Here is a 25,261-nt window from a genome sequence, read left to right on the forward strand (position 1 = left end):
ATACGCACACTCCCACAGGAGTGTGCGTAAAACAGTAAATTCAGTCGGTTTTCTCGGGCTGCCCGCCTTTGTTGGAAACCACGCTTTTGGTTTTCCACCGCCCGGTTATGTAATAAACAAAGGAAATGATTAAACCAAGAAGCCAGCCTATGGCGTAGGAATAATAGATTGCGTCCCTTCCCCAGACAGAGGCAATCCAGTATGCAGCCGGGATTCTGGCGATCCACAGGGATACGAAAGTAGATATGGTAGGAATTGCGGTGGCACCTGCTCCACGAACCACGGCATTGAGGATGAACAGCAATGCCAGCAGGAAATAGAACGGCAGCACGTCGTGCAGATAGGCCACGCCCGCGTCAATTACATCCTGATGCGGGCTGAACAGGCGCATGAAATTCGGGCTGAGCAGATATACAATTCCGCCGATTACCAGACAGGAACCGACGGCAAGCACCAACCCTGCGCGCGTTCCCTTCTTTACACGGTCCATAAAAGAAGCTCCTACATTTTGCCCCACATAGGTGGTTACGGCGTTTGAAAAACTTTGAATGGGCATAAAAGCAAACGTATCGATTTTATTTGCCCCATTAAACCCGGCCATAAAAGAGGAGCCGTAAGAATTGACCAGTGCCTGCATTACCATGGAACCGATGGCGAACATCGCCTGCTGAAGACCGGCGGGAATGCCGAGCTTTATGGCTTTCAGGAAAATTTGGCGGTTGAAATGAAAATGAAACAACCGGATGTGAAAGTCCGGGTAACGTTTGTTAATGAAGTAAATTCCAAAAATCCAGGAGCAGAATTCCGCGATAATCGTGGCGAACGCTACGCCGAACACGCCCCAGCCGAGCGTTGCGGTGAACAGCAGGTCCAGGATAATATTAATGATGGTTGAGATGATTAAAAACAGCATGGAAGTCCGGCTGTCGCCGAGTCCCTGTAAAATTCCGGAGTTTATGTTATAACCAAGGTTCCCAATCATCCCGGCAAAAATCACAAACATAAAGGTCTGGGCCATTTCCATTGTACCGTCGTTCGGCACATTCATCAAACGCAGAAGCGGAACGCTGCTGACGATTCCGATGAGGGACAGGGGTATGGCACCCAAAATCAGTGCCGTATAGATGGTCTGTACGGTTTCGCGGATTTGGTCCATATTCCCTGCGCCCAGGTACTGTGCAATGATAATGGTCGCGCCCATGCCGATTCCGATAAACAGGGAACTCATCATAAAGGTGATGGGAAAGCCGGTTCCCACGGCGGCCAGCGCTTTGTCCCCAACCACATTGCCGACGATAATGCAGTCGATGATAAAATAAAGCTGCTGAAAAATATTTCCTACCAGAAGCGGGAGGGAAAAATTGAGGATTAAGCGGTATGGATTTCCAACTGTCATATTCGTTGCGCCGGGAGATGCTGTTTTCACAAAAATACTCCTTTTCTATGCTCCACAGCGCACTGGAATTTTCCCAAATTCGCATTAACAGGCTTGGTTAATGCGCCGCCGTTCCTTCATTTCTGCGGCATTCAGCAGGAGCGATACCACCTGGTCCATATCAAACATAGAAGAATCAATGGCAAGGTCGTAGTTGCTTAAGTCGTCCCATCGCTGATTGGTGTAAAAGTTGTAGTAATTTGCGCGCTGTTTGTCTTTTTTTACAAGATATTCTGCGGCTTGTTTCGGCTCTATGCCATATTCCTTCACAATTCGGTCCATTCGGGTGAATTTGTCCGCGTAAATGAAGACGCGAAACAGGTTTTTATGATTGCGGAGCACATAATCCGCACAGCGCCCCACAATGACGCACGGCCCCTGTTCTGCCGCCTTTTGCATAATATCGGACTGGATGAGAAAAAGCTTGTCGTTAATGGGCATATCACCGTTTAAATCGTTCCGGTTTCCAAATGTATAACTTCCCATCAAAAGGGAATAAATGAGGCTGGGGCTTGCATGTTCATCCGCATTCTGAAGCAGCACCCCGTTTTCCCTTGCCGCAGCGGCAATTTGTTCCTTGCTGTAGAACGGAATGTCCAGTTTCTGCGCAAGCCTTTGTCCTATTTCGTGTCCCCCGCTTCCATATTGCCGGGAGATCGCAAAAATAGTATTAATCATAATGTACACCCCTTCCGAAATAAGTCTCTTATATCGTATCGGACGTATACCGATTTAATTTACCTTATTTTCTAAGATTTGTCAAATCAACTCATGAAGATTTTCTATTTGACAAATACTGCAAACAAAATATATTATAGGTAAAGTTTATGTCTTATTTTGAAAAAAATATGGAATACGGGAGCTGCTTAAACAGGAAGTAACAGTAGGGTGTGAAGGATGCTGACAAAGCGGGAATTAATTGATTACTGTCTGACTTTTCCGGACGCTTACGAGGATTATCCGTTCAACGAGGATTCTGCCTCTCCCGAAGCATGGGCGGCACTGCGCCACAAAGGAAACCGAAAAGCCTTTGCATTCGTTTATGAACGCAAGGGCTTATTGCGCATAAATTTGAAATGCGACCCAATGTTTGCGGACTTGCTGCGCAGCACATATCCGGGTGTTGTACCCGCTTATCATATGAATAAAGAGCACTGGAATACCGTCACACCGGAGCAGGGAATCCCCGAACAGGAGCTGTACGAGTGGATTCGGCAGAGCTATGACCTGACCGCGCCGAAGAGAGCGAAAAGAATTCCTTGACAAATTTGCTGGGAGTGCATATAATAACACATAAGATAAAAAGGAAATATCCGAAACCTGTGATTAAGAATAGTAGGCAGGCATATCATTCCCCCAGAGAGCCGCAGACGGTGCGATTGCGGCAGAATGTGGCAGGCTGAATGGGCTTATGAGGGCAAAACGAAACGCATGTTGCTGAGTAGTGTTTGACGGGATCTTCACCCGTTACCAAGGAAGCATACATAGGTACATGTCTGGTTTGGTGTGCAATGTGTATGGAATAAGCGGGCGATTTTTCGCCAATCCGGGTGGTACCGCAGGAGTAAATGCTCTTGTCCCTGTTTTTCAGGGGCAAGGGCTTTTTTGTTTCCTTTTATCCGGTCAACGGTGCCCTTTATTTACGATAGGTTCTGATTCAGATGAAGTTAAGGAGTTGATGCAGATGGAAGATGGTTGGTGGCAAAAACCGGGTATCTTAAGTACGGCATTGCATTCGAAACGTAACTTATACTGCTTAACTTTTGGGAGGAATTTATCATGAAAAATACATTCAAAAAAGTACTGTCTTCCATTCTGATATTAGCGCTTGCCGCTTCACTGGCCGCCTGCTCGTCCAATGCGAGCACATCCGCTCCTTCGGGCGCTTCGCAAAATGCTTCCGGTTCGGCCGCGAAAAGTTATAAAATCGGCGTTATTCAGTATGCGCCGCACCCTTCGCTTGACAACTGCTACAAAGGCTTTCAGGCCGGTTTGAAGGAAGCAGGGTTGAAGGAAGGGGAAAACCTGACGATTGATTTTCAGAACGCGCAGGGCGACACCTCCAACAGCGACCTAATTGCAAAGAATATGGTTTCCAAGAAATACGACCTCATTATGGGAATTGCAACACCGTCGGCCATGTCCGCGTTCAGTGCGGCGAAAAACACCGAGATTCCGGTGGTGTTTACCGCGGTGTCCGACCCGGTTGCGGCGGGGATTGTAAAAAGCCTTGAAAAGCCGGAAACGAACTGCACCGGTTCTTCCGACGTTCTTCCGCTGGAACAGCAGGTGAAAATGATCCGCGCGTTTCTTCCGAACGCCAAGAAAATCGGAATCCTTTACACTACCAGCGAAACCAACTCTGTTTCCCATCTGAAAGAAATCAAAGAAATTGCCCCGAAATACAATTTTGAAATTGTAGAGGTCGGAGTAACCAATGCCTCCGAAGTTGCCGCCGGCGCGCAGACCCTTGTTTCCAAAGGGGTTGACTGCATCAACAATTTTACAGATAATAATGTGGTAAACAATCTGACGACCCTGTTGCAGGCGGCAAATTCCAAGAAAATTCCGGTTTTCGGTTCGGAAGAGGAACAGGTGAAAAACGGCTGCGTGGCATCCCAAAGCATTGATTATGTGGCGCTCGGCAAGGAAACCGGAAAAATGGCCGCTAAGATTCTTCGGGGAGAGGCCAAGGCAGAGGACACCCCGGTTTATCTGGTGAAGGACTGCACGCCGGTTTACAATAAGGAAATGCTTCAGCAGCTAGGGTTAAGTCTGCCGAACGAATACGCGGATGCGTCCGCTGTTAGCAAATAAGTTTTTTCTCTCCCATGTAAAATCACAACCAAGAAAGCTGGTATTTTCCGCATGGATATTGTTTTCGGTCTGATCCGGAATGTGCTTGAAGAAGGCTTCATCTACGGCATTATGGCGATTGGCGTTTACATTACCTACCGTGTGCTGGATTTCCCCGACCTTTCGGTGGACGGTACATTTCCGCTGGGTGCGTGCATTACGGCAATGCTGATTGCGGCGGGGGTAAACCCGTGGCTTGCATGCCTGATTGCGTTTTTGTGCGGCGGGGCCGCCGGCTGCATCACGGGGCTTCTGCACGTGAAGCTGCGCATTACCGACCTGCTTTCCGGTATTCTGGTAATGACCGCCATGTGGAGCGTGAATCTGGTGATTACCAACGGGAGCGCGGTGCTTCCGTTCTATAATAAGGATACGATTTTTACCTCCGGCCCGGCGGCGCTTCTAACCGGGGACGCGAAGCAGTACCGCATTGTTCTCCTCGGCGCCGTTTGCTGCATTGTGGTGAAGTTGATTATCGACCTTTACCTTCGAACCAAATCCGGGCTGCTTTTGCGCGCTTCGGGTGACAACCCGCAGTATGTAATTTCCCTTGGAAAAGACCCCGGAACGATGAAAATTGTCGGCCTTGTCATCGGCAACGGCTGCACGGCGCTGGCCGGAAGCATTTTGGCGCAGCAGTCGGAATCCGCCAACATCCAGAGTGGAACCGGTATGGTGGTCATGGCACTGGCCTCCGTCATCATCGGAACCAGCCTGCTGCGCAAAGTGAAGTGGATTCGGGCGACTTCGGCGGCGGTCATTGGCGCGATTCTGTACAAAGCCTGTTTGGTGATTGCCATGCAGCTCGGACTTCCAACCAACTTCCTGAAACTCCTGATGGCGGTGCTGTTTACCATTGCATTGGTGTCAAATAATTTATTTGCGGGCAGGAGGAAAAAGCAAAATGTCAACCCAACTCAAATCTGAAACAGACAAAAACTTTGTGGGTCTGCGGCACATTTATAAAACCTTCAACCTCGGCTCGGTGAATGAAGTGGTGCTGTTTACCGACTTTAATCTGGAAATTGAGAAGAATCAGTTTGTTTCCGTCGTGGGCAGCAACGGCTCCGGCAAAACGACGATTCTGAACCTGCTCTGCGGCAGTATCCCCGTGGACAGCGGCAGCGTTTTTGTAAACGGAAGGGAAATCGGAAAACTGAAAGAGCACGAGCGTTCCCGGTTTATTGGCCGTGTATTTCAGGACCCTTCCAAAGGAACCTGCCCGGAACTGACCATTTTGGAAAATATGGCGCTGGCCGACAACAAGGGCTCGTCGTTCGGACTGCAGCTTGGGGTCAATAAACGGCGCATCGATTATTACCGCACGCAGCTGGAGCTGCTGAAGCTTGGGCTGGAGGATAAGCTGGACCTGAAGGTTTCCAGCCTGTCCGGCGGGCAGCGGCAGGCGCTGGCGCTGCTCATCTGCACCATGACGCCGCTGGACCTGCTGATTCTGGATGAACATACGGCGGCGCTGGACCCGCGTTCCAGCGAAACGGTCATGGAGTTGACGGAGCACCTTGTCCGGGAAAAGCAGCTGACCACCCTGATGGTGACGCATAATTTGAAATTTGCCGTCAATTACGGCGACCGCTTGATTATGATGCACCGCGGGAATATTGTTCTGGACGCCGGCCCGGAGGAGAAGCCTTCGCTGCAAATACGGGATTTGACCGAAAAGTTCAACGAAATCAGTATTGAGGACGGTAACTGAAAAATTGAATCAGGAGAAAGATGTTCCATAAGGCTTTTGTGGTTTGCCCGGGCATCTTCTCCAAACCAGGCGCCGCACGATGAAATTCATTCCACCGTGCGGCGCTCGATTTTTGAGGCAAACACACAGATTCGATTGTCATTTTAACTGGTCTGGGCTACACTTATTACAAGACAGAAAAACTGTTTGGAATGTTAAGGTAATCCCCCTGCCGTAAACGACAGAGGCGGTGTCCCTTTTTCAAAGCGTACCGCGGTCAGTGACGGGGTGTTGAGTGCATTGCAGATGAACCGTTTGTTTGAAATCGTCTACCTTTTAATGGAACGGAAAAACGTAACAGCCAAAGAGCTTGCGGAGCGGTTCGAGGTTTCTACACGCACCATTTACTGCGACCTTGACACACTGAGCGCCGCGGGAATTCCCTTTGTTGCTACCGGTTCTGCCGAACGCCGAGAATATGCAGGTAACGGACGGCTCCGTAACTGTAACTGCTCAGCGGGCGCATATAGGCATCGAAGGTGTGCGCCGCAAGAAACAGTTCCTCCGGGGTAACCTTCACAATTACCAAGGTGTGGTAAAAGCGCCCGGTGCCGTCACCCAGTTGGAGAAGGTCGCCCGGCTCCACCTGGCTTCGGTCCGTTTCTTCTGCGTAAGGACCTGCTCCATTGTTTTTAACCATGAAGTTGTATAAAAACGGGACTCCGCTCCAAGATGCGGTGCGGCTCCCGCCGTTTATGTAATACCAACCGAGTACGGGGGTAAAATTCATGACCCGGCTGCCCGCAAAAACGCACTGAGAGGCAAAGTTGGTGCAGTCACCGCCCATACCGTCAAAGTTCAGATAAGCCGGGTTCCGCTTCATGGCCCATCTTTCTGCGTAAGCCAGCACGTTTGCCCGTTGGTACGGCCGCTCAGTCAACATAGTAAAGCCTCCTGTTTTATGCGTTTGATTGCGTATGATTGCAGAACGATATTTTGGTATGCTATATTGTATTCCTACACGCCATGTACCATGACAGGAAATCGTACTTTTGGGTTCGGGTTATTCGTGGTATAATAAAATAATTAACCACGGTTGAGTTTTACCGGAAGATTGATGTTCGGTACCGTTAAATCCGGTGCTGATTTTATCGTAAATAAACAGGAGAATACAAATGGACGGAAAACGAAGAAGCGACATTGCAATCGGCGCGCTGGTAGAGATTGTCCTGAAAAAGGACCAGCCGACCGGAAAGCTGACAAAGGGCCGCGTGAAGCGAATTTTGACCAACCGTCCAACGCATCCCCATGGCATTAAAGTTATGCTGGAAGAAAATGATATGGTTGGCCGGGTTCAGAAGATTTTGGATGAGCCGCCTCACCGTGAGGGGTAAAAACCGTTCAAAGCTTTGGATTGGCCGTGAAAGGATGGTTATTCATGCAATCAAATCATTCCATTTACCCGCAGGATAAAACCGAGTGCTATCGGCTGCTGTATGCCCAGATGAAGTCGATGCTGGACGGGGAAACCGATGTCGTTGCCAATCTGGCGAACGCATCTGCGCTGCTGAAAGAAGCGCTGACCTCAATCAACTGGGCCGGGTTTTACCTGATAAAAAACGGGGAGCTTCTGCTGGGACCGTTTCAGGGGAAACCTGCCTGTGTGCATATTGCCGTGGGCAAAGGTGTGTGCGGAACAGCTGTTGCACAAAACCGCACACAGACAGTGGAAAACGTTCATGAATTTCCCGGCCACATTGCGTGTGACTGCGATTCCGCTTCGGAAATCGTGGTTCCGCTGCGCAGCAGAGGGGAAATTGTTGGGGTAATGGATATTGACTCCCCGCAGGTCGGCCGATTTGACGGGGAGGATACCCGTTGGCTGGAACAAATCGCTGGTGTCATTGAAACCGCTTGTAACTGGCCGGCTGAGAGATAGCAGATCGTAAGTTCATGGGTTAAAATGGGCCAAATTAGTCAGAAACGAAAAATACGCAAGCAGCGGGAGGAATCTTAGGATGCGGTTATTTATTGCCGTTCAGTTTCCGCAGGAAGTTCGACTGTCTTTGTGCCATGTCATCGATCACTTACGGGAAGATTCGGTGCAGGGGAATTTTACAAGAGAAGAAAATCTGCATCTTACGCTTGCATTTTTGGGGGAAGTTCAAAAGCCGGAAGCGGTCATTTCGGCGATGAACCGAGTGAAAGCCGAACCATTTCCAATGGAGCTGGGCGGTTTCGGCAAATTTTCACGTGACGGCGGCGATATTTACTGGGTCGGGGTTTGGCCGAACGAACCGCTCAGCCTGCTGTATGAAAACCTATGGGCACAGTTGACCCAAATTGGGTTTCACAAGGAGAACCGCCCGTTCCGCCCGCATCTTACGCTTGGCAGGGAAGTGCTGACAAAGCCCGGGTTTGACCGGAAATTGTTTGAAAAATCCGTCCCTGCCATGCAGTTGAACGTAACGGGAATTCATCTGATGAAATCGGAACGAATGGCTGGAAAACTGGTTTATACTTCTATTTTCGCAAAACCTTTGGAATGAATTGGGATGAACCGAAGGCCGCGTCATTGGATCACGCTGCAAACGCGCATCTGTGGTGTGGCCTTTTCCTGCATAAAAAGATACAAAAAGAGTGCAGTGGGAGGATGAAACAACCCATCTGCGCTTTTTGAATGCTTGCGTCTTTATTGAATAATGCCCTGGTCTTTTTCCTGTTTCAGCTGTGCTACAAACGATTGCAATTCATCAAAGGAACGAACATCGCTGTCTTCCACTTTACGCTGAATCTCCTCGGGCAGCGAGTGGAAATATTCATAGCTGGTTAAATCCTGATCCAATAAATCGGACAGGCATAAATGCATGGTTTCCATTCTGTCACCCCGTTTTCACGAATTTTGAAGAATTGCATTTTTAGTTTGCTTGAAAGCGGGGAAAATAAATCCGGCAATGTTTTCCGCAGGGTTTGACTTGTTTTTTTATTTTGACGAAGTTTGATGAAGCCGAAGCCAGAGCCAGTACCCGAACTGCAAAACAGCGCCTAGGAATAATCCCGATAGCAGCCCGAAAAATAGGCTCATCAGCCCGGCTAAATCCTCCCAGCCGCTCAAGTTGCTGGAAAACGCTCGGTACATCATGCAGAATCCGGCAAAAATACCGCCAAGGTAGCACGCACAGGCAATTTTCCACCGGAGCAGATAAAGCACGGAGGCGGCGCCGCCAAACAGTATGGAAACAATGATGTAGGCCAGGAAGTTTCGCGGCAGCACCATGCTTTTTGCAATCCAAGCAACGCCAATATAAAACGCAAAAAATGAACTTACAGCGGTGGCAATCCAAATGGTCCAAAAAACTTTTTTACTGCCCGGTTTCTGCATCCGTTTTCACTTCCTCTGCTTTTCTGCGTCACATTTCCGGTCATCCATTTAAAAAAGCCAGAAACATCTCATTGAATTTATCCATCTCGTCATAAAAAACGCCGTGCCCGCTCTGGTCAAAGCGGAAAAGCGTGGAACCGAGAATTCCCTTGCTAAGCTCCAGCGGGATTGGGTATGGACATATTTTATCCAGTGCGCCGTAGAAAATCCCCGTTTGCGTGCGGATCTGCCGTAAGTCTGCGTGCAGGTCTGTGTCCCGCAATGCTTCCAGGGTATGTATGGTGCTGTGCCCGGCTGCACTGCGACTCAGTGCGGTGAACCAGCGGAAGAAACTATCCGTGATTTTTGAGGCAAAAAACATGCGGCTGAAATCTTCCACAGCCTGCGGCCGGTTGTGGGCAAGCTGGGAAAGAAGCACGTCGACCGATTCCTTGGTCAGCCCATATGGAAAATCATCCGTGCGGACAAACGAGGGTGCCGCCGCGGAAACGAGCGCCAATTTTTTCACGCGGTAACCGCGGTGCCTTGCCATATAGCGTATGGCAACCGCGCCGCCCATGGAAAAGCCGACCAGCGTCAGCTGCGGCACATTCAGGGTTCGGATTACCTCGTAAACATCGTCTGACAGACGGTTGTAATCATACCCGTCCCATGGCGCGTCGCTGTTCCCAAAACCGCGCAGGTCCATGGAAATGCAGCGGTAACCAAGTTTGGGTAAAACATTGAACTGATATTCGAACATTTCGTGGTTCAACGGCCAGCCATGCAGGAAGAAAACGGTTTTGCGCCCTTTGGCGTTCAAATCGTACACGGCGATGCGGACCCCGTAGTCGGTTTTTACATAGTACATCTTCATTCCACCCCCATACCATTTTATGCGGCGTGGAAGGATGCTAGAAGCCGGATGTGCCATTGACTTTCGAACGGGATTCCTTTATACTTTTACCTACTAAATATATCACAGAAGGTACGGAAGAGATCAATACATGGCCCGTTTCCGAACCTTTTCGAGAACGGAGCTTTTATTTTTATGCTTGCATCTGCCCTTACGGTTTCCGAACGCGTCTTAATCCTGTTTTTAATGATTTCAGCCGGTTTTGTCAGTGGAAAGACCGGTGCGATTTCCAAACGGGGTGCGCAGCAGATTAATTTTATTCTGTTTTACATTGTGACCCCGGCGCTGATTATTTCTTCACTTCAAAGCATGATCGGTCAGATCAGTGTGACAAAGCTGCTGATCGCCGGCGGATTTTCCGTGCTGTGCATGCTGGTCAGCATTTTGGTCGGTATGCGCTTTTTCCCGAAAAGCGTGTCTGAGCGTAAGAAGGTGCTCCGCTTTGCCTGTACGTATTCCAACTGCGGCTTTATGGGCCTTCCCCTTGTGCAGTCGGTTATGGGCGACGTTGGCGTGGCTTACGCCTCCATGTTCCTCGTTGTTTACAACGTATTTGTCTGGACGCACGGCTATGCGGCCATGAGTGGTTCCAACAAGCTGGGCTGGAAAAAAATCGTTGCCAATCCCGGTCTTATCGGCATTGTGCTGGGGTTCCCTCTTTTTGCGTTTTCCATCCATTTGCCGGAATTGCTGGAAACGCCGCTGGATTCGTTCGCTTCCCTGAATACCCCGCTCGCCATGATTGTAATTGGCAGCTATATTTCCCGTGTCAATTTGAAAGAACTATTCAACGATTGGTCGCTTTACGGAGTGGCCGCGGTTCGAATGATTTTGATTCCTTTGGTTTCTTTTGGTCTACTGTATTTTACCTGTCCGGACAAGACCATTGCGGCGACCATGCTGATTTTGAGCGCAGCTCCGTCCGGCGCGAACACGGCCATGTTTGCCGCCCTGTTCGGTGGGGACGCAAAGCTGGCTTCGAAATCGGTTGCATTCACAACGCTTTGCTCTATTATTACCATGCCGGTGTTTATTTTGCTTTCCGGTCTGCTGTAACCAGTTAGCGGAATGCTCTGTAAATTATTAAAATATAGAAGAATCCCGAAGCGCTAGCGCTTCGGGATTTTTTACTGTCCATGTGGGTTAAAGCTTTTCAAAAGTACCGTCCATGCCTGCCAGTTCCACGTCCAGATTTTCCAGGTAGCATAATCCCATCACACGACCGGTCTGCTCATTATAGATTTCTTTTAGGGAGGGCATTACTTCAAACGCGTGGGTCAGGGTAGCCAAAGGGACGGACGCGGGGATTGGTTAGTATCCAATAAATTCCAATATCAATATTTACAGCGATATTATAGTATGATACAATAATCAAAACAAGTACAATATTTATTTATTCTAAGTATAGTAAAAGATACTATGGAGCTGTATATGAAACCAACAGAAGAGGATTTATTCGGAGTTTGTCCTGTTTGTACCGCGCAGAAGATTATTTCCGGGAAATGGTCGATTCTGATGCTGTACTATTTAAGCTGCGGAACTATGCGGTTCAGCGAGCTTCACCGCAAGATGCCTTCCCTGACGCAGGCAACGCTGACCAAGCAGCTGCGCAGTTTGGAAGAATACGGGCTGGTGGAACGTACGGTATACCCCCAAGTGCCGCCCAGGGTGGAATATAGCTTGACCGCCATTGGGCGGCGGTTTATTCCGGTTTTGGAGTCGATTTACCAATGGGGGGAAGAGTACAAAAAATATTTGTCGGCGAAGGGTGTTACCCAGAGCAATCACCGGAGGAATCACGTTCCGTCGGATGATGCTCCATGAAAGACGAGTGCGATAAAATAGGAAAAGAGGGATAATCTTATGGAAATGAGGCAAAGCTGGTACCGGGCGGCGGACACCCGCACCTCGCGCAGAACCTATCTGGCACAAAGGCTTACGCCGGAAACAGCCGCGAAGCTCCGTAAAATGACGGAGGAGTGCAACCGGGAAGGCGGGCTGAATATGCGCTTTGTAGAACATGGGGAAGAATTGTTCCAAGGCCTGAAAGGCGGCGGAATGCTCCGCGGCGTGCCGTCCTATGTTGCACTAGCGGCGCCGAAATCACTGGCGCATCGGCAGGAAAAACTCGGCTATTACGGGGAGCTGCTTGTGCTGGAATGCACCGCTATGGGTCTTGGTACCTGCTGGGTTTCAGGCACCTATGACCATAATGGCTGTAAGGAACAGATTCGCTTGACCGGTGACGAGGAGTTAAGCGCGATTATCACAGTTGGAATGGTTTCCCCGGAGAAAAGCCTGAAGGAAAAGGCGGTTTCCGTGGCGGGAAGACGGCGCAAGCCGCTGAGCGACTGGATTACGCCCTCACAGGGACTTCCGGACTGGGTGGTGCAGGGGGTGGAAACTGCCCGTAAGGCGCCTTCTGCCATGAACAGCCAGCCGGTTCAGATGCGGTATGAAAACGGGGCGGTTCAGGCTTTTGTGGATCTTCCGGAGGGTGTGCACGGACTGGACCTCGGCATTGCCATGGCGCATTTTGAATTGGGCGCCTGGAGCGCCGGAGCGCAGGGAAAATGGAAGCCCGGTCATAACGGGTATGTATTTGAATTATAATAAGCAGGGAAACACACTTTGGGAAAACCGGACTGGAAAGCGTGGTTTCCCAGCCTTGTGGAAGGACGGTAAGAAATATGGCGGAAATTTATCTGGCGGGCGGATGCTTCTGGGGTACGGAAAAATATTTGGCGCAAATTCCGGGGGTACTGTCCACAGACGTCGGCTACGCGAACGGACGCACGGAAAACCCAAGCTATCAGGAGGTTTGTCATCACAACACCGGCCATGCAGAAACGGTCCATGTGGTGTATGACCCGCAGAAGCTGCCGCTGCCGTTTTTACTGGAGATTTATTATGACGCGATTGACCCCACTTCTGTGAACCGGCAGGGCGGCGATACCGGAACCCAATACCGCACTGGAATCTATTATGTTGATCCGGCAGATGAGCCGGTGATCCGTGCTTCCCTGCGGGAGCTGCAGAAAAAATACACGGAACCGATTGCCGTTGAAGCAAAGCTGCTGCAGAATTATTATGCCGCGGAAGAATACCATCAGAAATATCTCGACAAAAACCCGGGCGGATATTGTCACATTAGCAAAGAGAAGTTTCAGCGCGCGGCGCAGGGGGCTGTTAACCCGGCATTGTATTCCCTGCCGGAGCGGGAAATACTGAAACAGACCCTTTCGCCGGAGCAGTACGAGGTGACACAGAACAGCGCAACGGAGCCGCCGTTCCGGAACACGTACTGGAACCATTATGAACGGGGCATTTACGTGGATGTGACCACCGGGGAGCCTTTGTTTGCATCGTCGGATAAATTTGAGTCCGGCTGTGGCTGGCCGAGCTTTTCCAAGCCAATCGACCCCAATGTGCTGCACGAGAGGGAAGACCATTCCCATGGGATGCACCGGGTCGAGGTGCGCAGCCGCGCGGGCGATGCCCATTTGGGCCATGTGTTTCCGGACGGCCCGAAGGAATCCGGTGGGTTGCGCTACTGCATCAACAGCGCGGCTCTTCGCTTTGTGCCGGAATCGGAAATGGAAGCGCAGGGGTACGGGTACCTGCTTCCAGCCATCAAATAATGAAATCTATGCTTTTACGCTGTCTTCTGCTTTTAAGCAATGGAAGGCAGCGTTTTCATTATGCCGATCAATTTTATATATTTATTGTTCACCGGCATGGACAGGCGGAATCATTTGCGCTATACTAATACCTAAAATATGGAAAAACAGAACTGCAAAACGTTGGAAGAAAATGAGGAATGAAAAAATGAGTTATGTACCAACAATGGAACAGGCGCAGCAGCTGCTGGAAGAGTACAATCAGGACGAATTCCACCTGAGACATGCCAAAATCGTTTCCGGCGTAATGGGGTATTTTGCAAAAGAATATGACCCGGAAAACGTGGAGTTCTGGAAAGTGGTTGGTTTGCTGCATGACCTGGATTTTGAACGTTACCCGGAGCAGCACTGTGTGAAGAGCCAGGAAATCATGCGGGAAAGGGGAATTGACGAACGCATCGTGCGCGCGACGGCCAGTCATGGTTACGGAATTACGGTGGATATTAAGCCGGAACATATTATGGAGAAGGTGCTTTATGCGGTGGACGAGCTCACCGGACTGATTGGTGCGGTGGCGCTGATGCGGCCGTCCAAAAGCGTTTCGGACCTGGAACTGAAATCCGTTCGGAAAAAATTCAAGTCGCTGAATTTTGCCGCAGGCTGTTCCCGCGAGGTGATACAGAATGGAGCGGACATGCTTGGGTGGACTTTGGATGACCTCATCAGCCGGACGATCCTCGCGATGCGCAGCCTGATGGACACGATGGACATCTGACTTGGAAGGGGCGGCCCGAGTTTTGGGGAATCCGCAGTTCCGTTGCCCGGCAAAATTGCGGCTCCGTTTTGTGAAAGTGCACAAAGTCAATTCCGGATCCTAATAATTATGAATAAACATCTGTTATTTTATTTATTTTTTCTTTTGTGATAGGGCGTTGTTTTAATTTTTCTTATAAAAATGAATCAACACTATTGCAAACTTGCAAAAATAGTGATAAAATCGATTCAAAGCTAAGGTGCTTGACAAAATTTGGTTAAGTACCTTTCTTTTTTCTACCTATCGCTTTTACTAATTAAAGGTTTTAAGTAGAAAATGGTTGCTCATTCAAAGCGCTAAAACTGGAAAATATGAAAGAGAGGTTTTTGAGATGAAGAAAGTCAATCGGGCTTTTGCATTCGTGCTGGCCGCGGTAATCGCATGCTCCGGAATGTCGGCCTGTTCTGCCCCACAGAGAAACACGGCGGCGGGCGCTGCAACCGCAGCTTCCGGCAGCCAGGGCACCACACAGAAATCCACTGCTCAGGATACTTTGATTTTCGCACAGGGCGCCGACCCCAGAGGACTTGACCCCGCACTGGTGGACGACGGCGAATCTTCCAAAGTAATCGTCAACATCTATGAGGGCCTTTTAAAGTACGCCAAGGATTCCACCAAAGTGGAGCCCTGCCTCGCAAAAAGCTGGGAAGTCAGCGAAGATGGTCTTACATATACGTTCCACCTGCAGGAGGGCATAAAGTTCCAGGATGGCACCGACTTTGACGCGGAGGCGGTGAAATTCAACATCGACCGCCAGCTCCCGCCGCAGGCCACCGACGATATGTCTTACGCCAGCTTTGTGTTCGGTTCTGTAAAAGATGTTGAGGTTGTCGACAAGTACACGGTAAAAATCAATATGAAAGAAGCCTGCACCCCGTTCCTCAACAACCTTGCCATGAGCTTGGGCGCTCCGATGGTCAGCCCGACGGCTCTGAAAAAATACAACAATAACGTAAACGAACATCCCTGCGGCACAGGACCTTACACCTTTGTCAGCTGGACCAAGGGGCAGAACGTTGTTCTGAAACGGAATGATAACTACTGGGGCGAGAAAGCGAAAACCCAGAATGTAATTTTCAAGATTATTTCCGACAACTCTGCTAGAGTGGTTGCTTTGAACAACGGCGAAGCCGATATGATCGACGGAATTGACGCAACAGTGGTCAGCCAGATTGAAAGCGCGGGCAATAAGATTTATGAAGCGCCCGGCATGAACATCAACTACCTGGCCTACAACACCACCAAAAAGCCGCTGGACGATGTGAAGGTGCGCACCGCACTTTCTCAGGCGGTCAATGTACCGGAACTGGTCAAGAGCTTGTATCAGGGATATGCCGACCCGGCGACCTCCATTCTGCCAACTTTTATGCAGGGCTATGACGACAGTATTAAGCAGGCTGCGTTCGATGCCTCCGCCGCAAAAGCTACGCTTGCCTCGGCCGGTGTAAACAAGCTTCACATTATTACTTACACCAACCCCAGACCGTACAACACTGCAAACGGTCAGGCGCTTGCGGAAGCAATTCAGGGTTATTACAAAGCGGTCGGCGTAACTGCGACAATCGATGCTTACGACTGGACAACTTACAAAGAAAAAGTCAAAACCGGCGATTATGACATCTGCTTCTACGGCTGGAACGGCGACAACGGCGACCCGGATAACTTCATGTATCTGTTGTCCATCGATGATCCCACTCAGAATGTATCCCGCTTTAAAAATGCAGATTACGACGCACTGATCAAAAAGGGTGTTGCCACTCCTGCCGGAACGGACCGGGATAAGATCTACACGCAACTCGAAAAAATGGCCGCTGAAAATGCGGTATGGCTCCCGATTTCCCACGGGAAAACAATTTGCGGCTACCGCAGCAATATCAAGGACTTCTATTATCATATGACCGGAAACGTGTTCCTTTCCGGTGTATCCAAGGAGTAATCGAATCGCATCGGGTATCTGGCTGAATGATTCACCTGCCGGAAGTTGTTATGCTGATTTGTGTGAGAAATGCGGTTTCTACTGGGATTCTCGGACGATCAGCAGGATACACAACTTCCGGCAATACTCATTTTTTAAGGGCGCGCTGATTCCGTCGCCGAACGAGCGCTTAAAGTAAAGGAAGACGTGCCGCTTTCGAATTGCTGTTCTCTGCACTTCCTTTAGCGTTTCGTTTCTAAGGTCTGGAAAATGCTGTGAAAGGTTGTTAGACATGCTTAAATACATCGTAAAACGCATTCTGATGTTGATTCCCGTTCTGTTGGGAGTTTCCATCATTGTGTTTTTAATCATGCGGGTTTTCTCCCCGGACCCTGCGCCGATTGTGCTCGGCCAGCACGCGACGGTGGAAGCCGCGAATCAGTGGCGGGAGGCCAATGGACTGAACGCCCCGCTTTATATTCAGTATTTCAATTTCATTAAAGGCGCGGTTACCGGGGACCTGGGAACCTCCTATTACACCAAAACGCCGGTAACGCAGGAGATTTTCTCCCGCTTTCCCGCGACGATTGAACTTGCCGTTGCGGCAATTATTATTGCTTCGCTGTTTGGCATCTTCATTGGTGTGATTTCTGCGGTTAAGAAAAACTCGTTCTTTGACCATGCCGGCATGGTGCTGGCGCTCATCGGCGTTTCCATGCCGATTTTCTGGCTTGGCATTTTGCTGATTATTCTGTTTGCCGGTGTCTTACATATTCTCCCGTCCGAAGGGCGGATTAACCCGCTGCTCCAGCCGATTGGCGGAACGGGACTTTATTTGATTGATACACTCTGGCTCGGCGACATGGAAGCGTTTACCGACGCGCTGCGCCATCTGATTCTTCCCGCCGTGGCGCTCGGTATGTACTCTATGGCAATTATTACCCGCATGACGCGTTCCAGCATGCTGGAAACTATGAGTCAGGACTTCATCCGCACCGCACGGGCAAAGGGAATTACAGAGAGCAAAGTAGTTACCCACCATGCGCTGCGCAACGCGATGATCCCCGTAACAACGGTCATCGGCCTGCAGTTCGGCTCGCTGTTAGGCGGCGCGGTTCTTACGGAAACGGTCTTTTCCTGGCCGGGAATCGGCAGCTATACCGTGCAGTGCATTCTGAAATCGGATTTTCCGGTTGTGCAGGGTGTTGTGCTGCTGATTGCGGTGATTTTTGTACTGATTAACCTTGTGGTTGATGTGATTTATGCGTTCATTGACCCCCGTATCAAATTTTCCAGGAAGGAGGTTTGACCTGTGATGACAGAAATGAATGAGGAAAAAGCAATTCAGGGCCAAACCGAGGTTCTGGAAAAACCGGAGTCCCAGGTAAAGGAAATGTGGGAAGCGCTTTTGGAAAATAAGGCGGCTGTCGTCGGACTTGTGATTATCGCCTTTCTGGTGCTGGTGGCTATTTTTGGCCCCCTAATGATGCCGTATGACCCGAACGCTTCCAACATGGGGCAAAGTTTCCAATGGCCCAGTGCGGAGCACCTGTTCGGTACGGATCAGCTTGGACGCGATATTTTCAGCCGTATTATTGCTGGTGCCCGGATTTCCCTTTCCGTTGGTCTGGCTGCCGTTTTGATTTCGCTGACCATCGGCGTGGTGCTTGGCTCCATTGCCGGCTATAAAGGCGGCTGGGCGGATACCGTTATCATGCGCATTATGGATATGATGCTCGCCATTCCGTCCATCCTGCTGGCCATCGCGTTTATGGCGGCACTGGGAAAAGGCATTGACAAGGCGGTCATCGCCATCGGCCTGGTTTCCATCCCGGAATACGCGCGCATTGTGCGCGGCTGTATCCTTTCCGTAAAAGAAAACGACTATGTTCAGGCTGCTCGTGTTATCGGCAACCGGAGCGGGCGGATTATTTTCCGCCATATTCTGCCGAATGTTTTGTCTTCCATTGTGGTAAGGGCTACGCTGGGTATTTCCACCGCTGTGCTGGATACCGCCGCGCTTGGCTTCCTCGGCCTTGGCGTTCAGCCGCCCCAGGCGGAATGGGGCGATATGCTCGGCCGTGCGAGGGGATTTATTTTTACCGCCCCTTACACATTGATTTTCCCCGGCATCGCAATTACGATTACGGTGCTGGCATTCAATCTTCTGGGCGATGGTCTGCGCGATGCGCTTGACCCAAAGTCCAGAAAGAAATGAGGCGGTGAACGAAAATGCTGCTTGAAGTGAAACATTTAAAAACGGAATTCCAACTGAAACGCGGTACTGTAACCGCCGTGAATGACCTCAGCTTTTCCGTTGATAAAGGCGAAATTCTCGCCATTGTGGGCGAATCCGGTTCCGGAAAGAGCGTAACCTCCCTTTCTATTATGGGTCTTTTACAGCCACCGGGGAAAACAACTCAAGGCGAAATTCTGTTTAAGGGCGAAGACCTGTTGAAGAAATCCAAAGCAGAAATGCAGAGCGTGCGTGGTGACCAGATCTCCATGATTTTTCAGGAGCCGATGACTTCTCTGAACCCGGTGTACCGGATTAAGGATCAGATTATGGAAAGTGTCATGACGCATATGAAGCTTTCCAAAAAAGAGGCGCTAGAACGTACCATACATATGCTTGAGGTGGTTGGCATTCCCTCGGCGAAAGAGCGTGCCAACGATTATCCCCACCAAATGAGCGGCGGTATGCGCCAGCGTGTGATGATTGCCATGGCGCTTGCCTGCCGGCCGGAACTGCTGATTGCCGACGAACCGACCACCGCTCTGGACGTTACCATTCAGGCACAGATTTTGGATCTTTTGTACCATATGCGCGAAGAGTTCAACATGGCGGTTCTTCTGATTACGCACGACCTGGGCGTGGTAGCCGAAGCTGCCGACCGCGTGATTGTTATGTACTGCGGCCAGGTGGTAGAAGAGGCGGAAGTGAATAAACTGTTTGCCAACCCGCTGCATCCTTACACAGTTGGGCTGCTGCATTCTATCCCGCGTTTGGAGGACAACAGCAAGGAACCGCTTTATATGATTAAAGGCATGGTTCCGGATCCGCTGCACATGCCGAAGGGCTGCCCGTTTTCCGACCGGTGCGACCGGTGCATGGACCGCTGCAGGAAGGAAATGCCGCAGCTGCTGGAAAAGGATGGCCATAAGGTGCGGTGTTTCCTTTATGATTCGGAAAACCAGGAGGGCGGTCAGGTATGAGTGAAGCATTGGTTGAAGTAAAAAATCTAAAAAAGCATTTTACGCTGGAGCACGACTTTTTCGGTCGGCCGACCACGGTTCTGAAAGCGGTGGACGGCGTTTCCTTCCAGATTAAGAAAGGTGAGGCGTTCGGTTTGGTGGGGGAATCCGGCTGCGGAAAGACCACTATCGGAAAAATGCTGGTGAACCTTTATACCCCGACCGATGGACAGATTGTGTTCGAGGGTACCGATTTGACCAAGTTGTCCCCCGCAAAACGCCGTGAATTCTGCAAGGATATCCAGCTTATTTTCCAGGACCCGTACGCCTCCCTGAACCCCCGCATGACGATCGGCGATATTATTGCTGAGCCGATTAAAATCAACAATCTTCTTCCGAAAGATCAGATTGAAAAACGGGTGACCTACCTGCTGAACTGCGTGGGGTTGGCAAACCACCAGCGGAACCGTTATCCGCATGAATTTTCCGGCGGCCAGCGCCAGCGTGTCGGCATCGCCCGCGCACTGGCGGTTCAACCGAAACTGATCGTCTGTGACGAACCCGTTTCTGCGCTGGATGTATCGATTCAGGCACAGGTGCTGAACCTGCTGGATGAGCTGAAAGAAGAATTCGGCCTTACTTATCTGTTTATTGCCCATGGCCTGAACGTGGTGAAACACATCAGCGACCGTGTGGGTGTAATGTATCTGGGCAATCTGGTGGAAATTGCGCCAAAGCAGGAATTGTACGAGAACCCGCTGCACCCCTACACACAGGCGCTTCTTTCGGCGATTCCTTCCGTAGACCCGACAAAGCGTAAACAGCGGATTATTCTTTCCGGCGATGTGCCAAGCCCGATCAATCCGCCGGACGGCTGCCGGTTCTGCTCCCGCTGTTTTAAAAAGTTTGACGGCTGCGAATCGGAAAATCCGGTGCTGCGAGAAGTATCCCCGGGCCATTTTGTCGCCTGTCGGCTGTGGCAGGAAAAATAAATTTGCAGGAGCACATGGAACAAAGAAATATCCTCCTATAGTAGGAAAATGCGTCTTGATACGGCGAAAAAAGCCAATCAAGATGCATTTTTTGTGCATTCCTTTTCCTGTTTGCGGGCGGCGGCGTTCCGGCTTTGGAAAACCGTAACACTTTCCTTTTAAGAATCATATATTAGCCTGATGAAAAATGTTTACCGACCGCTATCATTACACGTATTACAGGGTTCGATTCGATTGATTAACGGTGTTGATACCTGTTTCTTCGGAAAAACGAAGGCTTCCTGCTTTTCGCTACAATAAATACAATGGAGTTTTGAGGTGTATAGAAAATGGGGTTGACCGGTACTTCGACAGGCACAGGAGTGTTAAGCAGCTGTGATGGGATCTTAAAAATCGAGAAAGAAACATCGGAAGATAAGGTCATTGCGTTGGCCGGCAATCCGAATGTGGGGAAAAGCACGGTGTTCAACAGTTTAACCGGAATGAACCAGCACACGGGAAACTGGCCGGGAAAAACCGTTGCCAATGCCCAGGGCAAATACCGATACAAAGGAAAAAACTTTATTTTAGTCGATATTCCCGGAACCTATTCTCTAATGGCAAATTCGGAAGAGGAAGAAATCGCCCGTGACTTTATTTGTTTTGGGGAACCGGATGCCACGGTGGTCGTTGCGGACGCTACCTGCCTGGAACGTAACTTAAATCTGGTCCTTCAGACTATGGAGATTTCCAATCGGGTAATTCTTTGCGTCAACCTGCTGGATGAGGCAAAAAAGAAAAAAATCCGGATTGATTTGAACTTGCTGTCGAAAAAATTAGGAATTCCAGTGGTGGGGACTAGTGCACGGAGCGGAAAAGGACTAAGCCATCTAATGGATGCGGTCTGGAACCAAACCACAGAGCTTTCCGCAGCAAAGCCGTTTCGCCTGACGTATGATGCCGACATAGAGCAGGCGCTTGCCACTCTGGAGCCTGCCGTGAAGCGGGCAATCGGAGAAAAACTGAACAGCCGCTGGGTAGCCGTTAAGCTTCTGGATGGCGACGAGAAGCTGCTTACTACCCTGAAAAATTATTTTGGATATGATCTTTTATCCAACCCAGATGTTGCCGGAAATCTGGCAAAAGCAAAGGCTGTTTTGGCACGGGAGCCTTCCGGGAAAACTTATTTTCGTGACCGAATCGTAACCAAAATTGTGGACTCCTGCGAGGCAATCAGCCGGGAAGTGGTTGTATATGAAAAAGCGGAGTATGCCGAACGGGACCGCAAAATTGATAAGATACTAACCTCGAGAGCCACTGGAATTCCGATTATGGTACTGCTTCTGTGCGGAATTTTGTGGCTGACCATAACAGGCGCAAATTATCCGTCTGAGTTAATTGCTGATGGCCTCTTCTGGGTAGAGAACCGTCTGACCGAATTTTTTATTTCTCTTTCAGCACCGGACTGGGTTCGCGGATTGCTTGTCGATGGGATGTACCGGACCTTAGCGTGGGTGGTATCCGTCATGCTGCCGCCTATGGCGATTTTCTTCCCGCTTTTCACATTGCTGGAGGATTTGGGTTACCTGCCCCGCGTCGCGTTTAATCTGGATAATTTTTTCCGCAAGGCCAATGCTCATGGGAAACAGTCTTTGACGATGTGCATGGGGTTTGGATGCAATGCATGCGGTGTAATTGGCTGCCGAATTATTGATTCTCCACGGGAGCGGCTCATTGCAATCCTTACCAATAACTTTGTTCCATGCAACGGGCGATTCCCAACGTTAATTGCGATGATTACTATGTTTTTTGCCGGAATTGCCGTCGGACCGCTTCAGTCCGTTATTTCTGCACTGATTCTGACCGGGGTAATTGTGCTTGGTGTGGGAATGACGTTGCTCGTTTCAAAAATATTATCCAATACGATTCTGAAAGGAGTGCCATCCTCGTTCAATCTGGAACTGCCGCCATACCGCCGCCCGCAAATCGGAAAGGTCATTGTGCGCTCCGTTTTTGACCGAACGCTGTTTGTTCTCCGTCGGGCTGTGGCAGTTGCCGCCCCGGCTGGGCTGGTAATTTGGCTGTTGGCCAATATTCGTGTGGGCGAAAGCAGTGCCTTGACGCAGTGCGCCCAGTTTTTGGATCCGTTTGCCCGTTTATTAGGAATGGATGGTTATATCCTGATGGCGTTCATTCTTGGGTTCCCTGCGAATGAAATTGTGGTTCCTATTATCATTATGAGCTATATGTCAACGGGTTCGCTTACTGAGTTCAGCAGTCTGGCGCAGCTGCATTCTCTTTTTGTCAGTCATGGCTGGACCTGGCTGACCGCCGTTTGTGTGATGCTTTTTTCTTTGATGCACTGGCCCTGCGCGACCACCTGCCTAACCATTCGGAAAGAAACGCAGAGCCTAAAATGGACCCTCTTGTCTTTTGTTATTCCAACCGTTTCAGGAATGCTCCTCTGTTTTCTTGTCGCGGGCGCAGCTCGCCTGCTTGGAGCGGCGTGATGGGAAACGAAATGGACCTTTTACACAAGAGTGAGAAGTTCTTATTTTTATCACAAACTATAATTCTAATTAGTAAAATAGTACCTGTGCTTGTGACTAAACATAAAAAACAGGGGAAAAGGTGATCCTTTTCCCCTGTTAGTTTCATCTGCTGTATTGGACTGAATTAGATGCAGCTCACGGCGCGAGTAGGAGAAACGCCGCACAGCGCCGTATTCAGCCTTTTACATAAGGAATGGCACGCAAATATGCTATGTTTTTTGAATCAGACAATACCCTGTGCCAGCATAGCGTCAGCAACTTTTACGAAGCCTGTAATATTCGCACCGGCAACGTAATCCTTCGGGCGGCCATATTTTTCTGCTGCGTTGGAAACATTGCTGAAAATATTCTGCATAATACCTTTCAGCTTTTCGTCGACTTCTTCAAAAGTCCAGGAAAGACGCATGCTGTTCTGGCTCATTTCAAGCGCTGAGGTGGCAACACCGCCTGCGTTTGCGGCCTTGCCGGGAGCAAACAGAACGTTGTTGCTCTGCAGGTACTTGGTCGCCTCAATACTGGTCGGCATATTCGCGCCTTCCGCGACGGCAATTACGCCGTTCTTGACAAGTTCTTTTGCATCGTCGAGGAGCAGTTCGTTTTGTGTTGCGCAAGGCAGTGCAATATCGCAGGGGGTTGTCCACACGCCTTTGCCCTCGTGATAAACGGAATTCGGACGGTAAGCTTTGTACTCTGACAAACGGCCGCGCTTTACTTCCTTGATTTCTTTGACTGCTTTCAGGTCAATTCCTTCTGCGTCATAAATCCAGCCGGTGGAGTCGCTCATGGTAACAACCTTGCCGCCGAGCTCTTGCGCTTTTTGACATGCATAAATTGCAACATTGCCGGCACCGGAAATGGCGATGGTTTTGCCTTGAATCGACAGACCGTTTTTCTTCAGCATGGCGTCGGTAAAATAGAGCAGACCGTAACCGGTTGCTTCCGTACGGGCCAGCGAACCGCCATAGGTTAATCCTTTGCCAGTCAGAATGCCGGAATATTCATTGCGAAGGCGTTTGTACTGCCCAAACAGGAAACCAATTTCACGTCCGCCTACACCGATATCACCTGCGGGGACATCCGTGTCGGGGCCGATGTGACGATACAGCTCGGTCATAAAACTCTGGCAGAAAGCCATCACTTCACGGTCAGATTTCCCTTTGGGGTCAAAATCCGAACCGCCCTTGCCGCCGCCGATTGGCAGCCCGGTAAGAGAGTTTTTGAAAATCTGCTCAAAACCCAAAAACTTCAGAACACCCAGGTTTACAGACGGGTGAAAGCGAAGTCCGCCCTTATAGGGACCGATCGCATTGTTAAACTGTACACGGTAACCGCGGTTTACCTGTACTTTTCCATTGTCATCCGTCCATGCGACCCGGAACTTAATCTGCCGGTCAGGCTCTGTAAGTCTTTCCAGAATGCCGGCCTCCTGGTATTTCGGGTTTTGCTCAATGACAGGAGCGATGGATTCCAGAACTTCCGTTGCAGCCTGAATAAATTCGGGCTCGCTCTGATTCCTTTTGATTAATTCTGCTAGTTGTTCCTCGATATAATTCATGTGTATGCCCCCAATAACTTTATTTATTAACTTTATCATAAAAAAACTTACTTTTCAATATTATGATTGAATATTGTCGCACAATATATTGCATTTTTTATGGAAAATTTTCGGATAAAGTGATGTTTTAGGGCTGCAAATTGCAGGAACAAAGCTTAAAAGTTTCCTTACACCCGGATTCTCTGGAACTTTTAGGAAAATTTTACTAATCCAGCAACTGAAAAAAGTGTGATAAAAACGAATAAATATTCATTTTGTATCATGCCCGGATGAGTTTTCTAAATTGCCATTTTTCTCTTTTTGTTTTTATATGGTGGTTCATCATGATTGGATGTTTTGAACTGTGCGGGAGGCTAAAATCGGAGCCGGTGTACTGGA

General features: G+C 49.6%; 26 protein-coding genes, 1 pseudogene and 1 other annotated feature. Of the genes and pseudogenes, 19 read left to right on the top strand and 8 right to left on the bottom strand.

Annotation, left to right across the window (positions count from 1 at the left end):
• Positions 1-40 precede the first annotated feature (40 nt).
• Both ACSVDI_RS04820 and ACSVDI_RS04825 read right to left on the bottom strand, forming a co-directional pair.
• On the bottom strand, positions 41-1,426 hold the full coding sequence (locus ACSVDI_RS04820) for an MATE family efflux transporter (protein WP_457945185.1): 1,386 nt from the start codon (positions 1,424-1,426) through the stop codon (positions 41-43).
• 54 nt (positions 1,427-1,480) lie between these two features.
• The gene (locus ACSVDI_RS04825; protein WP_457945187.1) at positions 1,481-2,113 is read right to left on the bottom strand and encodes a cytidylate kinase-like family protein; all 633 of its coding nucleotides are present in this window, start codon (positions 2,111-2,113) and stop codon (positions 1,481-1,483) included.
• Positions 2,114-2,332: 219 nt separating this feature from the next.
• Here ACSVDI_RS04825 and ACSVDI_RS04830 point away from each other — a divergent pair, with 219 nt between their 5' ends.
• From ACSVDI_RS04830 to ACSVDI_RS04850, 5 genes and pseudogenes are all read left to right on the top strand, one after another.
• Positions 2,333-2,698, top strand: a complete 366-nt coding sequence (locus ACSVDI_RS04830) for an MmcQ/YjbR family DNA-binding protein (RefSeq protein ID WP_457945189.1) — start codon at positions 2,333-2,335, stop codon at positions 2,696-2,698.
• Positions 2,699-2,748: 50 nt separating this feature from the next.
• Positions 2,749-3,020 (top strand) — a binding site (T-box leader).
• 194 nt (positions 3,021-3,214) lie between these two features.
• Positions 3,215-4,252: an ABC transporter substrate-binding protein gene (locus ACSVDI_RS04835; RefSeq protein WP_457945190.1), complete on the top strand. Its 1,038-nt coding sequence runs from the start codon at positions 3,215-3,217 to the stop codon at positions 4,250-4,252.
• A gap of 51 nt (positions 4,253-4,303) precedes the next feature.
• Positions 4,304-5,218: an ABC transporter permease gene (locus ACSVDI_RS04840; protein WP_457945191.1), complete on the top strand. Its 915-nt coding sequence runs from the start codon at positions 4,304-4,306 to the stop codon at positions 5,216-5,218.
• Positions 5,196-6,005 (top strand): ABC transporter ATP-binding protein, encoded by an 810-nt coding sequence (locus ACSVDI_RS04845; RefSeq protein WP_457945193.1) that lies wholly within the window; start codon positions 5,196-5,198, stop codon positions 6,003-6,005. Before ACSVDI_RS04840 ends, ACSVDI_RS04845 begins: the two co-directional genes overlap by 23 nt.
• Before the next feature lie 279 nt (positions 6,006-6,284).
• A pseudogene (locus ACSVDI_RS04850) lies at positions 6,285-6,428 on the top strand (helix-turn-helix transcriptional regulator); the annotation flags it as partial.
• Between the two features lie 7 nt (positions 6,429-6,435).
• On the opposite strand, the gene ACSVDI_RS04855 reads toward ACSVDI_RS04850, so the two are convergent.
• Positions 6,436-6,927: an amidase domain-containing protein gene (locus ACSVDI_RS04855; protein WP_457945195.1), complete on the bottom strand. Its 492-nt coding sequence runs from the start codon at positions 6,925-6,927 to the stop codon at positions 6,436-6,438.
• A 232-nt stretch (positions 6,928-7,159) separates the two neighbouring features.
• Here ACSVDI_RS04855 and ACSVDI_RS04860 point away from each other — a divergent pair, with 232 nt between their 5' ends.
• From ACSVDI_RS04860 to thpR, 3 genes are all read left to right on the top strand, one after another.
• Positions 7,160-7,378, top strand: coding sequence for a YwbE family protein (locus tag ACSVDI_RS04860; RefSeq protein WP_457945197.1), 219 nt, complete (start codon positions 7,160-7,162; stop codon positions 7,376-7,378).
• 44 nt (positions 7,379-7,422) lie between these two features.
• Entirely contained in the window at positions 7,423-7,923 is a 501-nt protein-coding gene (locus ACSVDI_RS04865) for a GAF domain-containing protein (RefSeq protein ID WP_457945198.1), read from the top strand.
• Positions 7,924-8,002: 79 nt separating this feature from the next.
• Positions 8,003-8,533, top strand: a complete 531-nt coding sequence (thpR, locus tag ACSVDI_RS04870) for an RNA 2',3'-cyclic phosphodiesterase (RefSeq protein ID WP_457945199.1) — start codon at positions 8,003-8,005, stop codon at positions 8,531-8,533.
• 143 nt (positions 8,534-8,676) lie between these two features.
• Here the strand turns inward: thpR and ACSVDI_RS04875 are convergent, their stop codons facing one another.
• The 3 genes from ACSVDI_RS04875 to ACSVDI_RS04885 form a co-directional block, all read right to left on the bottom strand.
• The gene (locus ACSVDI_RS04875; protein WP_457945200.1) at positions 8,677-8,862 is read right to left on the bottom strand and encodes a hypothetical protein; all 186 of its coding nucleotides are present in this window, start codon (positions 8,860-8,862) and stop codon (positions 8,677-8,679) included.
• Between the two features lie 105 nt (positions 8,863-8,967).
• The gene (locus tag ACSVDI_RS04880; RefSeq protein WP_457945202.1) at positions 8,968-9,366 is read right to left on the bottom strand and encodes a hypothetical protein; all 399 of its coding nucleotides are present in this window, start codon (positions 9,364-9,366) and stop codon (positions 8,968-8,970) included.
• Positions 9,367-9,406: 40 nt separating this feature from the next.
• Positions 9,407-10,216 (bottom strand): alpha/beta fold hydrolase, encoded by an 810-nt coding sequence (locus tag ACSVDI_RS04885; RefSeq protein ID WP_457945204.1) that lies wholly within the window; start codon positions 10,214-10,216, stop codon positions 9,407-9,409.
• A 180-nt stretch (positions 10,217-10,396) separates the two neighbouring features.
• Here ACSVDI_RS04885 and ACSVDI_RS04890 point away from each other — a divergent pair, with 180 nt between their 5' ends.
• On the top strand, positions 10,397-11,317 hold the full coding sequence (locus tag ACSVDI_RS04890) for an AEC family transporter (RefSeq protein WP_457945206.1): 921 nt from the start codon (positions 10,397-10,399) through the stop codon (positions 11,315-11,317).
• Positions 11,318-11,404: 87 nt separating this feature from the next.
• Here the strand turns inward: ACSVDI_RS04890 and ACSVDI_RS04895 are convergent, their stop codons facing one another.
• Positions 11,405-11,551 carry a hypothetical protein gene (locus tag ACSVDI_RS04895; protein WP_457945207.1) on the bottom strand — a complete coding sequence of 49 codons (147 nt, stop codon included), beginning with the start codon at positions 11,549-11,551 and terminating at the stop codon, positions 11,405-11,407.
• A 141-nt stretch (positions 11,552-11,692) separates the two neighbouring features.
• Between ACSVDI_RS04895 and ACSVDI_RS04900 the strand changes: the two genes are divergently transcribed.
• The 10 genes from ACSVDI_RS04900 to feoB all read left to right on the top strand — a co-directional run bounded on the left by ACSVDI_RS04900 (position 11,693) and on the right by feoB (position 23,286).
• Complete coding sequence (locus tag ACSVDI_RS04900; protein ID WP_457945208.1) at positions 11,693-12,085, top strand: winged helix-turn-helix transcriptional regulator; 393 nt, start codon at positions 11,693-11,695, stop codon at positions 12,083-12,085.
• 39 nt (positions 12,086-12,124) lie between these two features.
• Positions 12,125-12,874: a nitroreductase family protein gene (locus tag ACSVDI_RS04905; RefSeq protein WP_457945210.1), complete on the top strand. Its 750-nt coding sequence runs from the start codon at positions 12,125-12,127 to the stop codon at positions 12,872-12,874.
• A 77-nt stretch (positions 12,875-12,951) separates the two neighbouring features.
• Positions 12,952-13,902, top strand: a complete 951-nt coding sequence (msrB, locus tag ACSVDI_RS04910; protein WP_457945212.1) for a peptide-methionine (R)-S-oxide reductase MsrB — start codon at positions 12,952-12,954, stop codon at positions 13,900-13,902.
• Positions 13,903-14,089: 187 nt separating this feature from the next.
• On the top strand, positions 14,090-14,656 hold the full coding sequence (locus tag ACSVDI_RS04915) for an HDIG domain-containing metalloprotein (protein ID WP_457945213.1): 567 nt from the start codon (positions 14,090-14,092) through the stop codon (positions 14,654-14,656).
• A gap of 370 nt (positions 14,657-15,026) precedes the next feature.
• Positions 15,027-16,631 carry an ABC transporter substrate-binding protein gene (locus ACSVDI_RS04920; protein ID WP_457945214.1) on the top strand — a complete coding sequence of 535 codons (1,605 nt, stop codon included), beginning with the start codon at positions 15,027-15,029 and terminating at the stop codon, positions 16,629-16,631.
• 271 nt (positions 16,632-16,902) lie between these two features.
• Positions 16,903-17,919: an ABC transporter permease gene (locus ACSVDI_RS04925; RefSeq protein WP_457945215.1), complete on the top strand. Its 1,017-nt coding sequence runs from the start codon at positions 16,903-16,905 to the stop codon at positions 17,917-17,919.
• A gap of 6 nt (positions 17,920-17,925) precedes the next feature.
• Entirely contained in the window at positions 17,926-18,828 is a 903-nt protein-coding gene (gene nikC, locus ACSVDI_RS04930) for a nickel transporter permease (RefSeq protein ID WP_457945216.1), read from the top strand.
• A 14-nt stretch (positions 18,829-18,842) separates the two neighbouring features.
• A complete protein-coding gene (locus tag ACSVDI_RS04935; protein ID WP_457945217.1) occupies positions 18,843-19,826 on the top strand; it encodes an ABC transporter ATP-binding protein in 984 nt (327 codons plus the stop codon).
• Positions 19,823-20,797, top strand: a complete 975-nt coding sequence (locus ACSVDI_RS04940) for an ABC transporter ATP-binding protein (protein WP_457945218.1) — start codon at positions 19,823-19,825, stop codon at positions 20,795-20,797. The genes ACSVDI_RS04935 and ACSVDI_RS04940 overlap by 4 nt, the downstream gene beginning before the upstream one ends.
• Before the next feature lie 329 nt (positions 20,798-21,126).
• Positions 21,127-23,286: a ferrous iron transport protein B gene (gene feoB, locus ACSVDI_RS04945; RefSeq protein WP_457945219.1), complete on the top strand. Its 2,160-nt coding sequence runs from the start codon at positions 21,127-21,129 to the stop codon at positions 23,284-23,286.
• Between the two features lie 265 nt (positions 23,287-23,551).
• Here feoB and gdhA read toward each other — a convergent pair whose 3' ends face one another.
• Positions 23,552-24,883: an NADP-specific glutamate dehydrogenase gene (gdhA, locus tag ACSVDI_RS04950; RefSeq protein ID WP_457945220.1), complete on the bottom strand. Its 1,332-nt coding sequence runs from the start codon at positions 24,881-24,883 to the stop codon at positions 23,552-23,554.
• Positions 24,884-25,261: the final 378 nt, after the last annotated feature.

The organism is Caproiciproducens sp. LBM24188 (assembly GCF_054130445.1).